The organism is Prevotella sp. HMSC077E09 (assembly GCF_001814685.1).
GTDB lineage: Bacteria > Bacteroidota > Bacteroidia > Bacteroidales > Bacteroidaceae > Prevotella > Prevotella oris.
This window is the reverse complement of sequence record NZ_KV817595.1, coordinates 37,281-54,606: the sequence shown is the minus strand read 5'-3', so window position 1 is coordinate 54,606 and position 17,326 is coordinate 37,281. Positions and strand designations below refer to the sequence as shown.

Sequence of the window (17,326 nt, the reverse complement as noted above, 5' to 3'; positions counted from 1 at the left end):
TCAAGTTGTTTTATCTATATTTTTGTAACTTTGCAACAATCAATTTTTCAAATCATGTTCTTACAGAAAGCTTTGGGTTTCAATCCCACTACGATGAAGGCTCGCACAGAAATCATCGCCGGAGCCACGACATTCCTCACCATGTGTTACATTCTTGCTGTCAATCCAGGTATTCTAAGCACTACGGGAATGGACAAAGGAGCAGTCTTTACGGCCACAGCAATTGCTTCAGCCATAGCAACCTTACTGTTGGCTTTCATGGCAAAATTGCCTTTTGCACAGGCACCGAGTATGGGACTCAACGCTTTTTTTGCCTTCACACTCTGTCAGGCAATGCACTATACATGGCAACAATCGTTGGCAATCATGCTGGCTGAAGGTGTTCTTTTCCTTCTGATAACTTTCCTCAACATTCGGGAACACATCTTGAATGCAATTCCAAACAACCTGCGTTACGCAATCTCAGCCGGTATCGGTATGTTCATTGCATTCATTGGACTGAAGAATGCAGAAATCATTGTAGCCAATCCTGCAACCTATGTAGGATTAGGTAAGTTCACCCCAACAGCAATCTTAGGTGTCATTGGGATTATTCTCAGTGGTGTTCTCATGGCACGTCGCATCAAAGGAGCTTTGTTCCTCAGTATCATTATCACAACTATCATCGGCATTCCGATGGGAGTAACACAAATTCCTGCAGGGTGGTTACCTGTTGACATGCCACAAGACATTCGGCCTATCTTTGCTAAATTTGATTTCTCCGAACTTATCACGCTGAAGACCGGACTTGTGGTTATCTCTCTTTTAATGGTCAACATCTTCGATACTGTAGGTACACTTGTCGGCCTTGCTTATAAAACTGGCATCGTAAAGAAAGACGGTTCAATTCCCCACATCAAGGAAGCTATGATGAGTGATGCCATTGGAACAACCTGTGGTGCATTCTTGGGATCAAGCACTTTGACTACTTATGTGGAGAGTGCAGCAGGCATAGCCGAGGGCGGACGCAGTGGTCTGACCTCTGCTTTCGTGGGACTGTTATTCATTATTTCACTGTTCCTGTCGCCTCTTTTCATGCTTATCCCCAGTGCTGCAACAAGCGGAGCACTCGTTCTTGTAGGCGTATTGATGCTCGACAGCGTGAAACAACTTGAACTCAACGATGTAAGTGAAGCCTTTCCTGCTTTTATCACAATGATAACCATGGTGCTCTGCTACTCTATTGCCGACGGTATCTATTTGGGAATTCTAAGCTATGTCATCTTGAAACTTTGCACTTCGCAATATAAAGTGCTTAATTCCACATTGATAATCCTTTCTATTCTCTTCATTCTAAACTTTATTTACGGATAAAATGGAAAAGAAAACCGCATTGATTACCGGTGCAACAAGTGGCATTGGAGCTGCATGTGCCCGAAGATTTGCACATGGAGGATATGAACTTATCCTTACAGGACGCAATCAAGAGAAACTTCATGAAGTATCTCTGCAGCTACAGAAAGAGGGCACAGACGTATTGACGCTTGCTTTCGATATTACCAATCGAGAAGCTGCGATGCAGGCTGTCAGTCAGTTAAATGACAGGTGGAGTCAAATAGATGTACTCATCAACAATGCAGGGTTGGCTTTAGGACTTGAAAAAGAATACGAGGGAAACATGGATGAATGGGACACCATGATTGATACAAACATCAAAGGTTTGCTTACCATGACACGCCTTATTGTCCCCAAGATGATTGAAAGACAATGCGGACATGTCATTAATATTGGCAGCGTTGCAGGCGATGCAGCCTATGCCGGAGGCAATGTTTACTGTGCAACAAAGGCTGCTGTCAAGGCACTTTCTGACGGATTACGGATTGATGTGGCTCATACGCCCATTCGAGTGACCAATATCAAGCCGGGACTTGTAGAGACTAACTTCAGCAATGTGCGTTTTCATGGCAACAAAGAAAAGGCAGACAGTGTCTATAATGGAATTAAACCGCTCATAGGAGATGATATTGCCGATGTAGCGTTTTATGCCGCCAATGCACCTGCCCACGTACAGATTGCAGAGGTTCTCGTCCTTGCAACGCATCAGGCTAACGGTTCAGTCATTCATAGAGAACGGTAATTTGCAAAGCAAAAACCATATAAGAAGCCCCATTCCTCTGACAGTAATCATCTATGAGGAATGGGGGCTTTGCATGGATATCAGTCAAGCTGTCTACAGAAAACTACTCAATAGCGCAAGAAGTGCTGGGCCTTGTTGCTTAAAGATAATCTTAAAGATATTCTATCCCCCACAAGAATGGCCGACACAATAGTCAAAACACTCATGCCATTACATGCAGCTACGCAACGAAGTTAACACCCTTTACCGTCAAGACTGCAGCTTGGTGCACCGGCTTCCTGAGATTTAAGACCAGCTTCTTCAGGGGTAAGCGTCACGCGACCATCCTCTAAAACAAAGCAGGGAATACCTGCATAGCCATGTTTTTTGGCATCATCAAACACAGGATTATTATCTCTGAGAGTCAGAAAAGCCTTCAGATTTCTGACATGCTCACCGATATCTATCACTTCGTAACGGTCATTACCTTTCACCTGTTCGTCTACAAAAGCACAATCCGGACAAGTTTTCATTCCATAAATCTTTATCATATGCAAATTACTTTAATTGAAAATTCATCGCAAACTTACATAAAAATACTGATATTCGCACACAAAAAGAGAAGTTTTATTACCTTTGTCAATCATAATTTCAAAGCTAATGGATTTTTTAGAACTAAGCAAGAAGAGGTTTGCTACGCGCAAATTCAGTCAAGAAACAATAAGTAAAGAGGACCTGAACTATATCATGGAGAGTGTGAGAATGGCTCCTTCAGCCGTAAACCGACAGCCATGGAAGTTTGTCATCGTACAGTCTGGCACTGCAAAAGAGAAGCTTTTGCAATGCTATGACAGGGAGTGGTTCCGCTCTGCCCCACTCTATATCATCTGTCTGAAAGACACTATGTCCAATTGGATACGTCCTTTCGATAACAAGGCTCATGGAGACATTGACCTTGCCATAGCCATTGAACACCTCTGCTTGGCAGCAACCGAGCGAGGATTAGGCACTTGTTGGGTGTGTAACTATGACCCGGCAAGACTTTCTCAGCTGTTCCCTACGCCAGGATATGAAGCAGTTGCCATCATTCCTCTGGGACATATTGCCCCGGACTGTCCTCATAAAGAAAAACAACGTAAACCTTTAGAAGAAATCACAGAATACATCTAAACTTAACATCGCCCCCGGCTTGATAGTAAATTGGCATAAAGCTGTATCTGTGAATTAGTCTTTAATCTTTTTCACCCCATATAATCATGCAGCTGATGACACCTGCTGTATCTCATGTTTTTTGTAAAGATTAGTGGCTGTTTTTAACATTTCAGAGAGTGACTAAACAGAAAAGGAAAAGCAGAAAAATAGGTGTTATTTTATGATTTCCCAGCTTTCGGATTGCAAATCCATTCACATTACACTGCGTTTTGACTCAAAACACGTGGCTTTTTGAGTCAAAATACAACGCAATCTGATGCAGATTACGCAGTGATTTGATGCAAGTGACATCCATTTTTGACATGATTTTACATTACATTTAGAATTGAAAAACATAACATTCTGATAATCAACGTAGTGTAAACTACTAAAAAAACAGGCATATTTGAAGCGATGAAGATATCCCTTTCGAATATACGAGTTTTATGAGAGCAATTGTAAATATCCTTGAATGAAATTAACATATAATTCGCTTTGCCGCGAAATAGAATTTATTCTGACATGAACAGTTGAGCCATTACAGAGGCTGCACATGATGAAACAGAAAAAATGTCCCCATGACAGGCCATCTGATAAAAAACTATTAAAATATACAGGCTTTTTCTTGTATAATTCATTGAGAAATAGTACCTTTGCAGGCGTTTAGCAAAAATAGACAATTAAAATAGTTGAATGAAGAATGACAAATTAAAAAATCAGTATCGTGTTAATGAACAAATACGTGTACGTGAGGTCCGTATCGTAGGAGAGGACGGTTCTGAAGTAGTACCTACACGCAAAGCTTTGGATATGGCGCACCAGAAAGGTGTTGATCTTGTAGAGATTTCGCCTAATGCCCAGCCACCGGTTTGTCGTCTCATTGACTATTCAAAATTCCTTTACCAGCAGAAGAAGCACCAGAAGGAAATGAAGCAGAAGCAGGTGAAGGTTGAAGTGAAAGAAATACGTTTCGGTCCTCAGACCGATGAACATGACTATCAGTTCAAGTTGAAGCATGCACGCGAATTCCTCAACGAAGGCAACAAGGTTCGTGCTTATGTATTCTTTCGTGGCCGTTCAATCCTTTTCAAGGAACAGGGAGAAGTTCTGCTACTCCGCTTTGCAAACGATCTTGAAGAGTTTGGAAAAGTGGAACAGATGCCGAAGTTGGAAGGAAAAAAGATGTTCCTCTATCTCGCACCAAAGAAAGTGGGAGTCGTAAAGAAGAGCCAACAGAAAATGGATAGAGAAAAGCGTGAGGCCGAAGCTAAAGCTGCAGAGCAAAACCAGAAGAATGAAAATGCAGAGAATAACGGCTTATTTGCCAATGCAAAAAACGGCCAAGACGTACTTAGCAAACTGAAAAATGGAAGTTCTGTAGAAGAATAAAAGAGACGTGCGTAACGCCAGGTATATGCGTTGCCACAATAAATAACAATTTAAAATAAAAAAAATGCCAAAAGTAAAGACAAATTCCGGCGCAAAGAAAAGGTTCTCATTCACCGGTACTGGTAAGATTAAAAGACATCATGCTTACCACAGTCACATTCTGACTAAGAAGACAAAGAAACAGAAGAGAAATCTTGTTCACCAGACAATGGTTGATCACAGTAACATGAAGCAGGTTCGCGACTTGCTCTGTCTTCGTTAATTAACTTTTTAGTAGAACATTTAAAGAAAGAAAATTATGCCAAGATCAGTAAATCATGTTGCTTCAAAAGCAAAGAGAACAAGAATTCTGAAGCTCACTAAAGGTTACTATGGAGCGAGAAAGAATGTTTGGACGGTAGCAAAGAATACATGGGAAAAAGGTCTCACCTACGCTTATCGTGACCGCCGAAACAAAAAACGTAACTTCCGTGCATTGTGGATTCAGCGTATCAACGCAGCTGCCCGCCTTGAGAATATGAGTTATTCTACATTGATGGGTGCTCTCCATAAAGCTGGTATTGAAATCAACCGCAAGGTTCTTGCAGACCTTGCCGTAAACAATCCCGAAGCTTTTAAAGCTATCGTAGAAAAGGTTAAGTAATCATTTTGATTACACATATATTTATAAAAAGGAGTGAATTGCTTAAGTAATTCACTCCTTTTTGTAGTTTAAGAATATACAAAGCCTTTCTAAAACCCATGAACATGCAAAGAAAAACAATAGAAGAGCAAAAAGAAATTGAATTTATTGATATCAAAAGATAGTTTTTATAACAATACAAATCAAATTCACACTCATTGGTTTAGCTACACTGCTAAAATATGAAAAAATACCAACTTTTTTGCAATCTACAGTTTGCAAATTTAGAAATAAGTATTATCTTTGCATAGTATTTAGATATAAAAGAACCCAAAGATAATGGAAGCTTTCTTTCGTACACACGCTTATCTTGTTGAGCATACAAACGTATCAGTACGTCGCACCCTTATGGATGAGATTAACTGGAACGGTCGCATGATTGGCATTAAAGGGACACGCGGTGTAGGAAAGACCACATTTCTACTGCAATATGCCAAGGAAAAGTTTGGCGCACACGATCGGCGATGCCTCTATGTCAATATGAACAACTTTTATTTCCAAAGTAAAGGTATTGCAGAATTCGCCGGGGACTTTGTCAACAACGGAGGAAAAGTACTACTGATAGACCAGGTATTCAAGCAACCTAATTGGAGCGTAGAGCTTCGCAAATGTTATGATTCCTATCCTAATCTAAAGATTATATTCACGGGTAGCAGTGTGATGAGGCTCAAAGAAGAAAACCCAGAACTCCATAATATTGTCGAAAGCTATAATCTTCGGGGGCTGTCTTTCCGTGAATATCTTAATCTTATGACAGGAAATAACTTTCATGCTTACACTCTATCTGAGATATTGCATAATCATGAACATATCATCAAGGACATTCTCCCGCTCATAAGTCCTCAGAAATACTTCCATGATTATATTCATCATGGCTTTTATCCATTCTTTTTAGAACACACCAACTTTTCGGAAAACTTACTCAAAACAATGAACATGATGACAGAAGTCGACATTCTGCTCATCAAGCAAATTGATTTGAAATATCTTACAAAAATCAAGAAGCTTTTTTATCTGCTGGCAGTAGAAGGCCCTAAGGCACCTAACATCAGCAATTTAGCTCACGAAATACAGACCAGTCGAGCCACAGTTATGAATTACATCAAATATCTTGCCGATGCCCGACTCATCAACATCATTTACCCTGTTGGGCAAGAATTCCCCAAAAAGCCAAGCAAGGTCATGATGCATAACTCCAATCTCATGTATGCAATCTACCCCATTCAGGTCAATGAGCAGGAGGTTATGGAAACTTTCTTCGTCAATTCACTTTGGAAAGACCACAAAGTTAATCAGGCTTCCAAGGATCACTATTTCACTGTCGATGGCTGTCGTAAGTTCAAAATTATAGATGCACAAAGCGAACACAAGCAGCGATGTAACCCAGATACAGTCTATGCACGCTATAATACAGAAGTAGGAAAAGACAATCTCATTCCACTTTGGTTATTGGGTTTCCTTTATTAAAGGGATAAGTTGACAAGTAAATGAGTCTATAAATTATAGGTAAACACATAGGCTACTCATAAAGAGTTGACAAGTTAAATGATTGAAAAATAGAAAATTAAACAATATACAAAAACATTCATTAATATTTTATCAGACATAAAATGGCTAAAGAAAAAAAGTTTATCACTTGTGATGGTAACACAGCTGCCGCTCATGTAAGCTACATGTTTACAGAGGTTGCTGCCATCTATCCTATTACTCCGTCATCTCCGATGGCCGAGCATGTAGATGAATGGGCTGCCAAAGGTCGTAAGAACCTATTTGGTCAGACAGTTTCTATCCAGGAAATGGAGTCTGAGGCAGGTGCAGCAGGTGCCGTTCACGGTTCTTTGCAGGCTGGTGCCCTCACTTCTACCTACACAGCATCACAAGGTTTGCTGCTGATGATTCCTAATATGTACAAGATTGCCGGTGAATTGCTTCCATGCGTATTCAACGTTTCTGCTCGTACATTGGCATCTCATTCTCTTTGTATCTTCGGTGATCACCAGGATGTAATGGCCTGTCGACAGACAGGATTCGCTATGTTCTGTTCAGGTTCTGTTCAGGAAGTAATGGATCTTTCTGCAGTTCCTCACTTGGCAACACTTGAAACATCTGTTCCTTTCATCAATTTCTTCGATGGTTTCCGTACTTCTCATGAGTACCACAAGGTTGAAGAAATGGATATGGAAGACGTTCGTTCACTCGTTAACCCTGAGTTTATCAAGAACTTCCGTGATCGCGCACTCACTCCTGAGCGCCCTGTAACACGTGGTACAGCTGAAAATCCAGAGACTTTCTTCACGCATCGTGAGGCTTCTAACCAGTACTATGACCGCATTCCTGCTATCGTTGAGAAGTATCTGGGTGAGATTTCCAAGATTACCGGTCGTGAATATCATCTCTTTAACTACTATGGTGCAAAGGATGCTGAAAACATTATCGTCCTTATGGGGTCTGCTACAGAGCCAGCTCGTGAGGCTATCGACTTCCTTGTAAAGCAGGGAAAGAAGGTAGGTATGGTTGCAGTTCACCTATATCGTCCATTCTCTGTTGAGGCTATTCGTGAAGCAATCCCAGCGACTGTCAAGCGCATTGCCGTACTCGACCGTACCAAGGAACCTGGAGCAGAAGGCGAACCATTGTATCTCGATGTGAAGAGTGCCCTCTATGACGATCCACGTAAACCGCTGATTGTCGGTGGTCGCTATGGTCTCGGCTCTTCAGATACAACTCCAGCCAAGATTATCTCTGTGTTTAACAATCTTGAGTTGCCTATGCCAAAGAACCACTTCACAGTGGGTATCGTTGATGATGTTACCTTTACTTCACTTCCCGAAGTTGAGGAAATCCCAATGGGTGGCGCAAGTCTGTTCGAAGCTAAGTTTTATGGCTTGGGTGCTGACGGTACAGTCGGTGCCAACAAGAACTCTGTTCAGATTATCGGTAACAACACCAGTAAATACTGTCAGGCTTATTTCAGCTATGACTCTAAAAAGTCTGGCGGTTTCACTTGTTCTCACCTCCGCTTCGGTGATGAACCAATCCATTCTTCATATCAGGTAAATACGCCTAACTTCGTGGCTTGTCACGTTCAGGCTTACCTCCACATGTACGATGTAACTCGTGGTTTGCGCGACAATGGAACATTCTTATTGAACACCATTTTCGAAGGCGAAGAACTTGTAAACTTCATTCCAAATAAGGTAAAGGCTCACTTTGCTAAGCACAATATCAAGGTATATTATATCAATGCAACAAAGATTGCACAGGAGATTGGACTTGGCAACCGAACCAATACTATCCTGCAATCTGCTTTCTTCCGCATTACTCAGGTTATTCCAACCGAACTTGCTGTTGAGCAGATGAAGGCATTTATCGTGAAGTCTTATGGCAAGAAGGGACAAGACATTGTCGACAAGAACTATGCTGCTGTTGACCGTGGTGATGAATATAAAGAACTGACCATTGATCCTGCATGGGCTAATCTACCTACTGACGAAGATAAAGATGGCAACATTCCAGCATTCATTAAGGAAATTGTTCGGCCTATCAATGCACAGGCAGGAGATTTGCTGAAAGTATCTGATTTCGTAAAACATGGCACTGTTGATGGCACATGGAAGAATGGCACAGCAGCCTATGAAAAACGTGGTGTAGCAGCATTCGTTCCTGTTTGGAAACCAGAAAACTGTATCCAGTGTAACAAGTGCGCCTACAGTTGTCCTCATGCAACTATCCGTCCGTTTGTTCTTGACGAAAAAGAAAAGGGTGACTTCGAAGATAAGACCATTGATATCCTCGCTCCAAAGCAACTCAAAGGTATGCAATTCCGCATTCAAGTTGATGTTCTCGACTGCCTTGGCTGTGGTAACTGTGCTGACGTCTGTCCAGGTAAAAAGGGTGAAAAAGCGCTCGTTATGGCTCCGTTCAATGTTGACGCTCCTGATATGATCAAGGAGATGAACAATTGGGAACACATGGTTAAGAACGTAACTTCTAAGCAAGATCTCGTAGATATCAAGCAGAGTCCGAAGAACAGTCAGTTCGCACAACCATTGTTTGAGTTCTCCGGTGCATGCTCAGGTTGTGGTGAAACTCCTTACGTAAAGCTCATTTCTCAACTCTTCGGCGACCGTGAAATGATTGCAAACGCTACAGGTTGCTCATCTATTTATTCTGCTTCAATCCCATCAACTCCATATACAACAAATGAAAAGGGACAAGGCCCAGCCTTTGATAACTCTCTGTTTGAAGACTTCTGTGAGTTTGGTTTGGGTATGGCCATGGGTAATAAGAAGATGAAAGAGCGCATTGTGAAACTACTCAACGATGCAATGGCTCATGAGGATAATCCTGCAGAATTCAAGGCAGCAGCTGAGAAATGGATTGCAGGAAAAGATGATGCCGATGCTTCAAAAGAGGCTGCAGCAGAACTCAAGCCACTCATTAAAGCTGGTGCTGAAAGCGGTTGTCCAATATGCAAGGAACTCCAAACTCTCGACCATTACCTCGTAAAACGTAGTCAATGGATTATCGGTGGCGACGGTGCTTCTTATGATATCGGCTACGGTGGTCTCGACCATGTACTCTCTACAGGTGAAGATGTGAATATCCTCGTACTTGATACAGAGGTTTATTCTAACACCGGTGGACAGAGCTCTAAGGCTACCCCACTTGGCGCTATCGCTCAGTTTGCTGCTCAAGGCAAGCGCATCCGCAAGAAAGATCTTGGCTTAATGCAGACCACTTATGGTTATGTATATGTAGCCCAGATTGCCATGGGTGCAGACAATGCACAGACATTGAAGGCTATCCGTGAAGCTGAAGCTTATCCAGGGCCATCACTCATCATAGCATACGCACCATGTATCAACCATGGTATCAAGGGGACTAAGAACATGAAGCGTAGCATGGGACGCAGCCAGAACGAGGAGAAACTTGCTGTCGACTGTGGCTACTGGCACTTGTGGCGCTATGATCCACGCTTGGCAGATGAGGGAAAGAACCCATTCCAGTTGGATTCTAAGGCTCCTAATTTTGCTGATTTCCGTGAGTTCCTTATGGGTGAAGTCCGCTATTCTTCAGTAGCTAAGGCTTATCCTAACGAAGCTGAAGAACTGTTTGCAGAAGCAGAAAAGATGGCTAAGCTCCGTTATCAGACTTACCAGCGTAAGAGCAAGGAAGACTGGAGCGAGACTATTGAGTAAAATCAATATACATATAAAAAGAAGACGCACATCAATGTGCGTCTTTTTTTGTGTGAAAAAGCTTCTCTCTACCTCTCTTCGAGAAAGAGAAAGAGAAAGCAAACGAATGAAAAGGTATTTACAGAATAGAATGAATAACAGAAGCCTATTAAAATCATTCACAATGATATATACTCAAGTTTAAGATACATATAAACTCCAGCCAATCATAAATGAAAAAAAACCTGATGATTTATCGTTTTGAATTTATTCTTTTTTTAAGTGTATTTTGTTTTTTATTATTTTTACTTTGCTGATGACGTATAATATATTCGAAGCATGAAGCTATTTCCGCTGCTTTTTGCTCGTTTTTTCCAGTTGCTATATGCACGAAAGGCGTTACTAAATTGTCAATCTTTATATGTACAACGAAATTGTGTATAGTTTTATCAGGAGTAGCATACGTTTCAGCTCCATCAAAGCCAAAGCCGAAAAATGAAATTCCTGCTCCATAAGTTGTTTTATATCCTGGGATAAATTTAGGATCATCAACGACTTCACAGTTGATAATATCCTTAAAGTCAATCGTTTTACCCATGCATATAACTTTTTTTGCATTTTCATAAAAGATGATTTCTTTATTGATGTCAGGTTCTATTGCTACATCTTTGATAATCTTCGTTGGTTCTCCGTATTTTGCATTTAGTGAGTCCATTGAATATTCATAATGCAATTGGGAAAACATTTTTTTATCTTTTCCGAAGTTATCGTTTAGATTGTCTCGAAGTTCTGAAATGAAATTCCAAAAATAGATGTATGTGTACACGTATGCTTTTGCGTAACTGATTTTGTAAGATGATTTAGGGATGAAAGGAAACACTTTTGATATTTTGGGATTATATGTAACCTTATGTTTGTTATCACCGCCGGAGTATTCATCATTTTGGTAACTGTCTACCATGAATGAGATGATAAGTTTTTGATCATCTATGAGCTGAATATTGAGAGTTGGAGAGATTGAAATCTTGTTTAATACAAAATAACTAGCATGATTTGCAATGCTAATAGCCTCAGCAGCAGAATTGATTTTCCCTTTATTCTTATCTACCTCTAATACCTTCCAACCTTTATGTTTTTCAATCCATGATGAAATATATTTCAGTAAGTTGTCTGTATGAAACAAAGGATTTTCGATATTCAGCAATGCCTGAGTAATAAGATACTTGTCTTCCGGAGCTGATGGATTTGCATATAGTTCAAACTTCTCCTTGACATTGTTTGCGTAAATCTTATAATCATCGTTTTTCATAGAAACAAGAAGATTTTGATATTTTTCTATTTCTGGACAATTCCATCGCATTGCAGGAGCATTTTTTATTTTCTCATAACTTATGTTCGTTTGTGTTTGTGCGATAGATATTGTCATAACAGACATCATTATGCCAATAGAAATTATTTTTTTCATACATTTATCTTTTGGTTTGCTGTTAATTTTAGGATACAGTTCTCTTGAATATTTATTGATTTTGAGAGACATTAAGGAGCAACGCTTGCTGCTACCACACTATATGCAGGCAATTGAAGCCTTCCATTCTGCACATTTATTAAGGCACCAGACTCTTCAGAAGAACGCAGTTGGCTGCTTTCATCACCAGGTTTCCCACTGAAATAAACCATGCGAGGCTGTGCAGGAAGTGCAAGTCCGTCGACCTTCAGACTGACCGTTACAGGCAGCGCATTGACCAATTTCAAATAAGTATTGCCCGAACGACTGTCTTTAACCACACTTGAGGCCATACGATAAGCCAATTCGGACGCTATTTCCACACGCGAAGCAACGTAGCTGTCGCCAGAGAATTGAGAGAAAAGGGCCTGTGTGTTGTAGCTCGGCGTAGTCTTCACTTCCGAAGCATTGAAATAAATCATGTCGGGATTCCAATTCTGATGTTTCTCATGACAAAGCAATGGAGCATAGCTTGTCATTTCAACAACATCGCCATTACGCTCGATATTACACAGATGAACAGCCTCGGCAAGCGCAGACTCCATTGTTCGCGTGCGAGAAGCATATTCGCCCAAGTACACTTTCGGGGCCTTACGGTCGTAGCTGTCATAATAGTCTTGATTATGAAGGAACCAACCTGCCGACTCATAATAATGCTCATCCACGGCATCTATCACTTCCTTATGGGCTTTGGCAAACTTCCAACCCTCAATGTAATCGGCCGATGGATAATGGAATGGGCCTACCGTACCAACAACCTCTATATTCGGATATTTGGCTTTCACAGCCTTGCAAATCATCAGATAGCGTTCTTCAAACTGCGTTGTTATCAAGTCTTCATTGCCAATGCCTATCATTTTCAATTGAAACGGAGCAGGATGTCCGGCGTCAGCACGCATCTTTGCCCATTTCGAAGTAGTGGCATCACCATTCGCCCACTCTATCAAATCGAGTACATCTTGAACGTAGGCAGGCATCTCTGCCATAGGAATACCTCCCTGTTGGCCCGCAACACCCTCGGCATTGGCAGTCGAATTCTGACATGGAACACCTGCTGCAAGCACGGGAAGTGGCTCTGCACCGATGTCTTCACAGAACTGAAAATACTCATAGAAGCCTAAACCTCGCGTCTGATGATAGCCCCATATATTGCGGTCGGGCTTGCGATTATACAGTGGTCCAATGCTTTCCTTCCAATGATAGATGTTCTCCAGTCCGTCACCATGAAGCATACAGCCGCCAGGGAAACGCATAAACTTAGGCTTCAATGCAGCAATCGCCTCTGCAATATCCTTTCGCATGCCATGCCCTTTATAGGTTTCATGCGGAAACAATGACACCATATCTACAGCCACACGCCCTTCCTTGACACTGACAATGCGCAGACTACAGTTCATCGGTTGCACTGGCTGCGCCCGCTTCTTGCCCACAGTATTCAACACAAGAGAATACCGCTGCCAACCTGTTCCCTCGACTTTCACTTTTCCTTCGGCCAAAGGTTGCCCCACACTATCTACTAACTGCACAATCAGCTGCCCCTTCTTTGGGTCTAAACAACGTGCATAGATTGAGAAATCATAAAGTCCACCACGATCATAAATCGTCTTATCCCACCCATGGTTCATCAATGTGGCTTGGTCCAGAATGGCATAATGTGCATTGTTCTTGCTTAAAGGGTCATCGGTTGCAATCGTCATGGGCTTATCAGAAGTCCATGCTGTCTGCGCAGTCCACGCCTTATGGTCAGCCGAAGTATATTCAAAGTCACCGTTTTCAAGCAATTCTGCGTAGAGACCTCCGTCTGCAGCACGACTGATATCCTCAAAGAAAATACCCACAAGCTTGTTACTTATGGCCTTTGTTTGCGCATTGTCTACATGCAATGTAGCCTCTACGGGTTTGCGCAGTGAAGCGAAACGCTGTGCATCATCTTTCATACTCTCGCCATAGAGCGCTGAATCTTTTTTCAAAGCAGCAAACCATGAACGAATATAATTCAAGTGCATAGCCGGCACATCAAACGCATTTCCCTTATAACTTTTCCCATTCACTTCGGCATTGTCCACCTGCCAAAGAATATCATCGGCTTCTGATGCAAGCGAATCTTCCACAAAATGCCGAAAATCCCCACTGGCCTGCATATAACGTTTGCCTTTCGGTGTCTTGAAATAGATGTCGAACGAGCCATCACCCATCTGATAGACAACAGGTTGATGAATGCCTTTTTCGCGCACAATGGGATAATCCTGTGGCCGCCAAGTAACCAAATCCTCAGAATAAGCAGCTGCAAACACAGGCGAAGTGCTGTTGACAGCCCACACAGCTCGCCACGTTCCGTCATTGGCCTTGGTCACAAAGGGGTCAAACATCCGTTTCTCTACTCCCCATGGTCCATAATCAGATGCGCAAAGCTGGCCCACTTCATGCCATTTTTCATCATCACCTAAAAAGGCAAGATGCAGTCCTTCGCGCTCTCCCGGAGAGTAAACGAAGATTTGACAGGTTGAGTCTTTGTCCTGAATGGCATAGGCTGGCACAACATTCTGTGCCTGCAATGAGCCACAACTCAATAGAACTGCCACCAAAAGTTTTGTTCCATGTTTCATGTTATATGACTGTATATGATTAGTTTTATTCTTTTCTTCTACGCCGTTAGCGGCAGTTTGTCTCTCGATTAGCGTCAGATTAGCATGCTATATGCGTCAAATCACCACGTGTTCTGCATCAAATTACAACACGATTTGCGTCAGATTACCACACTGGTCACAAGGTAAAAAACGGGACTGACTCGCATCACTGCGCACCAGTCCCACAAAAAAATTAGAGAGTTATAAAAAAATCAAGTTACTATTTATGTAATAAGTCTACTTGTAATATTCTTTCTTTCCTGCCGACAAAGTATTCTTCATCAGCGAGCAGATAGTCATCGGACCAACACCTCCAGGCACTGGAGTGATGAAACTGCATTTCGGAGCCACTTCATCAAACTTGACATCGCCGTTCAAACGGAAGCCACTCTTGCGCGTTACATCGGGGACACGCGTCGTACCTACATCAATCACCACTGCACCTTCTTTCACCATGTCGGCCGTAACGAAGTCGGGTTGCCCAATGGCTGCAATGATAATATCGGCCTCGCGGCACTCTTTCTTCAAATCTTTCGAATGACTATGACACACCGTCACCGTTGCATCTCCGAAGTTTTTCTGCATCATCAGCTGCGCCATTGGCTTGCCTACGATGTTGCTGCGCCCCAACACAACACACTTCTTGCCACTCGTTTCAATATGATAATGCCTGAGCAAGGTGAGAATCCCCAATGGAGTGGCCGAGATAAAACAAGGAAGTCCGATACCCATTCGCCCCACATTAATAGGATGAAAACCGTCAACATCCTTCCGGTAATCAATCGCCATAATCACCTTTTGCTCATCAATATGCTTCGGTAAAGGCAGCTGAACAATGAACCCATCAATATCCGCATCTTTATTCAGACGGTCTACACAGGCCAGAAGTTCAATCTCTGTTACATCAGCTTCATAACGGATAAGGGTTGATTTGAACCCGCATTGCTCACAGGCAACAACCTTATTGTGAACATAGGTCTCTGATCCGCCGTCGTGACCAACCAGAACTGCAGCTAAATGAGGTTGCTTACCACCGGTTGCAATGATTTTCTTCACCTCTTCGGCAATCTCAGCCTTAATCGCTGTTGCTGTTGCTTTTCCGTCGATGAGCTGCATATCTTGTGAATTATTTATTCTTTTTAGAGCTTCGGCATGCCTGGAATATTCATCCCTTTCATGCGACTCATCATGCCTGCCATTTGGTTTCCTGTGACCATTCTCATCATCTTGCGCGTTTGGTCAAATTGCTTGATGAGCTTGTTCACCTCCTGAATGCTCGTACCCGAACCTTTCGCGATACGCTGTCTGCGGCTTGTGTTGAGCAATTCAGGACTTGTGCGCTCCTTTGGAGTCATACTTTTGATGATAGCTTCAATGCCCTTGAAAGCATTATCATCGATATCCACGTCTTTAATGGCCTTGCCAACCCCTGGAATCATGCTGGCCAAATCCTTCAGATTACCCATCTTCTTGATTTGTTCAATCTGTCCGAGGAAGTCGTTAAAGTCAAATTTATTCTTCTGTATCTTCTTCTGAAGTCGCTTAGCCTCCTCTTCATCAAACTGTTCTTGGGCGCGTTCAACGAGCGAAACAATATCACCCATACCCAAAATTCGGTCGGCCATACGCATAGGATGAAATGCATCAATGGCTTCCATCTTCTCACCTGTACCAACAAACTTGATTGGTTTGGTAACAACCGTACGGATAGAAAGGGCTGCACCACCACGAGTATCACCATCGAGTTTGGTCAATACCACGCCGTCAAAATCCAAACGATCATTGAATTCCTTTGCCGTGTTTACAGCATCTTGACCGGTCATGGAGTCAACTACAAAGAGCGTTTCGTCTGGGTGGAGTGCATTCTTCAGATTGGCAATCTCTGTCATCATCTCCTCGTCTACTGCCAAACGACCTGCAGTATCAACAATAACGACATCATTGCCCTTTGCCTTCGCTTCTCGGACAGCATTGTTAGCAATGGTGAGAACATCCTTGCTCTCGGGTTCCGAATACACAGGAACACCAATCTGCTCACCAACAACCTTCAGCTGCTCAATAGCTGCGGGACGATAAACGTCGCAAGCTACCAACAAAGGCTTCTTATTCTTTTTATTCTTAAGCAGGTTAGCGAGCTTTCCACTGAAAGTTGTCTTACCAGAACCTTGCAAACCACTCATCAAGATGATAGCAGGGTGGCCTTCAAGTTTGATATCAACGGTCTCACCTCCCATCAAATCTGCCAGTTCATCATGCACAATCTTCACCATCAACTGACCTGGCTTGACAGCCGTGAGCACGTTCATACCCATGGCTTTTTGCTTTACAGTATCAGTGAAACTCTTGGCAACTTTGAAATTGACATCGGCATCAAGCAAAGCTCTGCGTACGTCTTTCAAAGTCTCGGCAACGTTGATTTCGGTGATTTGACCTTCACCTTTCAGTATTTTGAATGATCGTTCTAACCTATCACTTAAGTTCTCAAACATAAATTACGTTCCTTAGTTTTTTATAATTCTCCCACTATAAAAGAGGCTCTCTCTATAAGCTTGAAAGTTGGCCCATTTTAGACTATGCAAAAATACATAATATAACGGAGAAATAAGATGAATTGGATTGGAATTTAAAAATAATTAAGAAAAATCCTTTTCATTATCA

The 17,326-nt window shown here is 42.1% G+C and carries 13 protein-coding genes; 8 read left to right on the top strand and 5 right to left on the bottom strand.

The features are described from left to right. The first annotated feature begins 54 nt into the window (after positions 1-54). Positions 55-1,353, top strand: coding sequence for an NCS2 family permease (locus tag HMPREF2983_RS12150; protein ID WP_070668807.1), 1,299 nt, complete (start codon positions 55-57; stop codon positions 1,351-1,353). 1 nt (position 1,354) lies between these two features. After that, on the top strand, positions 1,355-2,116 hold the full coding sequence (locus tag HMPREF2983_RS12145) for an SDR family NAD(P)-dependent oxidoreductase (RefSeq protein ID WP_070668804.1): 762 nt from the start codon (positions 1,355-1,357) through the stop codon (positions 2,114-2,116). A 233-nt stretch (positions 2,117-2,349) separates the two neighbouring features. On the opposite strand, the gene HMPREF2983_RS12140 is transcribed toward HMPREF2983_RS12145, so the two are convergent. Further along, complete coding sequence (locus HMPREF2983_RS12140; RefSeq protein ID WP_070668801.1) at positions 2,350-2,646, bottom strand: glutaredoxin-related protein; 297 nt, start codon at positions 2,644-2,646, stop codon at positions 2,350-2,352. Between the two features lie 109 nt (positions 2,647-2,755). Between HMPREF2983_RS12140 and HMPREF2983_RS12135 the strand changes: the two genes are divergently transcribed. The 6 genes from HMPREF2983_RS12135 (at position 2,756) to nifJ (ending at position 10,558) form a co-directional block, all read left to right on the top strand. Then, positions 2,756-3,265, top strand: coding sequence for a nitroreductase family protein (locus tag HMPREF2983_RS12135; RefSeq protein ID WP_004376158.1), 510 nt, complete (start codon positions 2,756-2,758; stop codon positions 3,263-3,265). A gap of 714 nt (positions 3,266-3,979) precedes the next feature. Further along, positions 3,980-4,675 carry a translation initiation factor IF-3 gene (infC, locus tag HMPREF2983_RS12130; RefSeq protein ID WP_018920210.1) on the top strand — a complete coding sequence of 232 codons (696 nt, stop codon included), beginning with the start codon at positions 3,980-3,982 and terminating at the stop codon, positions 4,673-4,675. Positions 4,676-4,739: 64 nt separating this feature from the next. Continuing rightward, positions 4,740-4,937, top strand: coding sequence for a 50S ribosomal protein L35 (gene rpmI / locus HMPREF2983_RS12125; RefSeq protein WP_004370904.1), 198 nt, complete (start codon positions 4,740-4,742; stop codon positions 4,935-4,937). Positions 4,938-4,973: 36 nt separating this feature from the next. Next, a complete protein-coding gene (gene rplT / locus HMPREF2983_RS12120) occupies positions 4,974-5,318 on the top strand; it encodes a 50S ribosomal protein L20 (protein ID WP_004370905.1) in 345 nt (114 codons plus the stop codon). Between the two features lie 318 nt (positions 5,319-5,636). Then, the gene (locus HMPREF2983_RS12115; RefSeq protein ID WP_004370907.1) at positions 5,637-6,824 is read left to right on the top strand and encodes an ATP-binding protein; all 1,188 of its coding nucleotides are present in this window, start codon (positions 5,637-5,639) and stop codon (positions 6,822-6,824) included. A gap of 143 nt (positions 6,825-6,967) precedes the next feature. Further along, positions 6,968-10,558 (top strand): pyruvate:ferredoxin (flavodoxin) oxidoreductase, encoded by a 3,591-nt coding sequence (nifJ, locus tag HMPREF2983_RS12110; RefSeq protein ID WP_083316832.1) that lies wholly within the window; start codon positions 6,968-6,970, stop codon positions 10,556-10,558. Between the two features lie 232 nt (positions 10,559-10,790). On the opposite strand, the gene HMPREF2983_RS12105 is transcribed toward nifJ, so the two are convergent. The 4 genes from HMPREF2983_RS12105 to ffh form a co-directional block, all read right to left on the bottom strand. Next, positions 10,791-12,002, bottom strand: coding sequence for a hypothetical protein (locus tag HMPREF2983_RS12105; RefSeq protein WP_141757662.1), 1,212 nt, complete (start codon positions 12,000-12,002; stop codon positions 10,791-10,793). A 71-nt stretch (positions 12,003-12,073) separates the two neighbouring features. After that, positions 12,074-14,647, bottom strand: coding sequence for an alpha-L-arabinofuranosidase C-terminal domain-containing protein (locus HMPREF2983_RS12100; RefSeq protein ID WP_070668795.1), 2,574 nt, complete (start codon positions 14,645-14,647; stop codon positions 12,074-12,076). A 258-nt stretch (positions 14,648-14,905) separates the two neighbouring features. Continuing rightward, positions 14,906-15,784 carry a bifunctional methylenetetrahydrofolate dehydrogenase/methenyltetrahydrofolate cyclohydrolase FolD gene (gene folD, locus HMPREF2983_RS12095; RefSeq protein ID WP_070668792.1) on the bottom strand — a complete coding sequence of 293 codons (879 nt, stop codon included), beginning with the start codon at positions 15,782-15,784 and terminating at the stop codon, positions 14,906-14,908. Positions 15,785-15,807: 23 nt separating this feature from the next. Beyond that, the gene (gene ffh / locus HMPREF2983_RS12090) at positions 15,808-17,157 is read right to left on the bottom strand and encodes a signal recognition particle protein (protein WP_070668789.1); all 1,350 of its coding nucleotides are present in this window, start codon (positions 17,155-17,157) and stop codon (positions 15,808-15,810) included. Positions 17,158-17,326: the final 169 nt, after the last annotated feature.